General features: G+C 63.0%; 3 protein-coding genes and 1 pseudogene. 2 read left to right on the plus strand and 2 right to left on the minus strand.

Features of this window, described 5'->3' with window-relative positions:
* The first annotated feature begins 89 nt into the window (after nt 1-89).
* Nucleotides 90-1142 carry a site-specific integrase gene (locus AAHM41_RS39685; protein WP_342242159.1) on the plus strand — a complete coding sequence of 351 codons (1053 nt, stop codon included), beginning with the start codon at nt 90-92 and terminating at the stop codon, nt 1140-1142.
* Nucleotides 1143-1632: 490 nt separating this feature from the next.
* Here AAHM41_RS39685 and AAHM41_RS39690 read toward each other — a convergent pair whose 3' ends face one another.
* Nucleotides 1633-2100 (minus strand): SMI1/KNR4 family protein, encoded by a 468-nt coding sequence (locus tag AAHM41_RS39690; protein WP_342242160.1) that lies wholly within the window; start codon nt 2098-2100, stop codon nt 1633-1635.
* Between the two features lie 40 nt (nt 2101-2140).
* Nucleotides 2141-2395 (minus strand): annotated as a pseudogene (locus AAHM41_RS40800) (hypothetical protein); the annotation flags it as partial.
* Between the two features lie 241 nt (nt 2396-2636).
* On the opposite strand from AAHM41_RS40800, the gene AAHM41_RS39695 reads away from it, so the two are divergent.
* Nucleotides 2637-2924, plus strand: a complete 288-nt coding sequence (locus AAHM41_RS39695) for a hypothetical protein (protein WP_342242161.1) — start codon at nt 2637-2639, stop codon at nt 2922-2924.
* Nucleotides 2925-3011: the final 87 nt, after the last annotated feature.

Raw genomic sequence — 3011 nt, forward strand, 5'->3', positions numbered from 1 at the left:
CGGATCTCGCTCGTCCGGTTCCATCCGGTCGTGGTGCTGTGGTCGCGGGCCCTGCCGGCGGGCCCGTGAGCGGGGGAGGGGAGGGGACCATGCAAGACGACATCACGGCGGTCGATCCGCGCGAGACAATGGCGGCCGCGGTGCTGCCGGACGCCGCGCTCACCGACGCGCAGATTGCCGAGATCCGCCGCCTGGCCGAGCGCGCGGACGCGCTGGTCGAGGCCTCGCTCTCGGCCAACACCCGGAAGGCCTATGGCTCGGCCTGGCGGCAGTGGAGCGAATGGTGCCTCGGCTTCGGCCTCGATCCGCAGCGCGCCGACGCCTCCTGGCTGGCGATGCACCTCACCGCCCTGTCGGAGACCCGGAAGCTCTCCACCATCGAGCTCCGCCGCGCCGCGGTGCTCGAGGTCCGGCGCCGGCTCGGCCGCCCCCTGCCGTTCGACGACGTCCAGTTCCAGGCCTTCCTCGCCGGCCTGCGCCGGACCAAGGGTGTCCGGCCGGAGAAGAAGTCGGCGCTCCTCGAGGAAAACCTGCGGGCGGTCTTGCTGCTCCTCGATCCCAGCACGGCGCCGGCGCCGAAGCGGTGTTTGCGCGACCGGGTGCTGCTGCTGACCGGCTTCGCCGGCGGCTTCCGCCGCTCCGAGTTGGCCGGCTTCGACCTGCGGGATGTGAGCTTCACGGCCGAGGGATTGGTGCTGTTCGTGGCCGGTTCCAAGACCGACCAGGAACGCCGGGGCGAGGAGGTCGGCGTCCAGGCGGTGCCGGCATCGCCGCTCTGCGCCGTCACCGCGGTCTCGGCCTGGCTCGCGGCGCGGGGCGACACGCCCGGGCCGCTGTTCTGCCGGATCGACCGCGGCGGCCATCTGACCTATGGCGTCGACGGCCGGCTGCAGCCGATCGACACCAAGACCGTCGCCCGGCTCGTGAAGCGGGTGATCAAGGGGACGGGGCTGGGGGAGGGGGAGTTTTCCGGACACAGCCTGCGCGCCGGCATGATGACCGCCGCCGATCGCAAGGGCGTGCCGCTCGAGGCGGCGATGCAGCACGGCCGCTGGAAGGACGCCCGCACCGCCCGCGGCTACCGGCGGCATTCGAGCCTGTGGCAGGGGAATTTTACGGGTAAGCTCCTGATGGATGAATAATCCCCAACGTCTGGTCGATATAAGGGAGTGCCGCAAGATCTTATCGCCAGAATACGCTAAGCGCTCCGCCTCGCTCTACCGCTCGGTATAACAGCTTGTTTTGTCTGGGCTCTCGTTGGTTGAATGAGAAAGGCCGCATTGCACAATCTGGGATGTCCCGACCCCCGGAGGCAGAACGAAACGCGTCATGCAGCGGGGCAATTGGATCATAAAAGTTCCTAGTTCCCTTTATGTCCGGCCTAGCGTGCTCTGGCGGTAAAACCTTGAGGTGCCCCCTTCAATGTCGGCGGGGTCGGCATCAGCGGCATCGGCCTGTCGACGGTCAAAGCCAGCGGCGAGGTCTACAATCTGTCCGCCACACGCTCCACATCCGCAGAATTGCCCATCTCTGACTTTCCAAAAGGACTCTCAAAGCACGGTGCGCAAGCCCAAAATCGTCGGCGACGCTCTGATACGCTGGCTGGTTGTCAATATACTGAAGGTGACGTCGTTAGTCGCCGTAGACCGTGTCAAACAGTTGTAGTTTATCTAGATATGTCTGGAAGGAACCCGCAAGCCTTGCAGCGTTCTCGGCAAAGAGGTCGCCATAGTCGAGCGGGACAAAATAGATGACGCCGGTCGCTCTTTCCACACAAAACAGATTAGCGCCCGCATCTTGGCCGAAGATGAGCATTTTCCCGAAATAAGATCTGTCTCTTTTCTCCATCCCGGCCGTCACTTCAGCAATGGTAGCTACCCCAGGGCGACCGGAAGAGGCTATGGGGTAAAATATGTCAATCGTTGAATAAATCGGCTCGGCTGTCGTCGTCTTGTTAGGCCGACCACCGTTATGCTTCTGGTAAAATTTGATGAACTGGTCCGCTCCCGGGAAAATAAGCGGACCACACTCCGCCTCGATCTGCGGCAGCGAAATGCCTGGCCCCGAGTTGGATATGGTGAGAATTGGGCTTTTGGCCATGTTTGATCCCTTTATTGTACGGTGGGGCAACGATGTAGAGGCTATCCTGCGGAGCGAGAGACTCCACCATGCGCCGGTCTTTCGACATCAGCACGCTGCCGAGGATGCCCCACCCCAGCGCCGATGCGTCCCGCTCCATCAGTTCGTGGGTATACCAGGCCATATGCGCGCGATAAAAACCACCGAGGCCGAGATGGACGATGCCAGCTTTGATCGGGGTTGGATCGAAACGAGGCGCCTCGATCGAGGTCCGCAGCGCCCGGATAGCCGATCGGTTCAATGCGATGAGTGTCATGACAAACCAGTGGTCAGATCGTCCGAGAGAATTTCTCGCACCAAAAGGCTCCAGGTATCGCGATCAATCGCAGCGAGCACGCCTCCCGAGTGCCGGCGCGTTACTCCCGACGACACCGCTCACTCCTCAACAGGTGTCCATCTAAAGTAAGTGGACACCTATTCTGGAGCCTCCCTGTCAACGCCAACAGGCGGTCGTCGGATCACGCTTACGGTTCATCCGCCGCGGTTGGCGGCCGATCGTGCTGCGTGACGGTGCCATCGATGCTGCCGCCTACGAGCTTTGTCTCTTTGCCGAGTTGCGGGACCGGCTGCGAGCTGGCGACGTCTGGGTGGTCGGCAGCAGGCAGTACCGGGCGGTGGAGGACCAGCTTGTTCCGAAGATCCCGAGCGACCTGCTGCCCCACGTGGCGCCGCTCAGCTGGCAGCACATCAACCTGACCGGCGATTACATCTGGACAGAGCCGCCCCGGCTCGATGGCGACGGGTTCCGGCCGCTTCTTGCTTCTGTTGAGCTGATGGCGGCCTGACATTCCGGGTTTGTCCCCTTAGCGTGGTTTTCTGCCCGTTCTATGTCGTCATCCCAGGACGGGCCGAATAGATGTAGCCGCTCTTAG

It is taken from the genome of Inquilinus sp. OTU3971, from assembly GCF_038440215.1.

What these genes read in the sequence shown, in the direction of transcription:
- AAHM41_RS39685 (WP_342242159.1), top strand. Translation starts at nt 90, where the DNA reads ATGCAAGACGACATCACGGCGGTCGATCCGCGCGAGACAATGGCGGCC.
- AAHM41_RS39690 (WP_342242160.1), bottom strand. Translation starts at nt 2,100, where the DNA reads ATGGCCAAAAGCCCAATTCTCACCATATCCAACTCGGGGCCAGGCATT.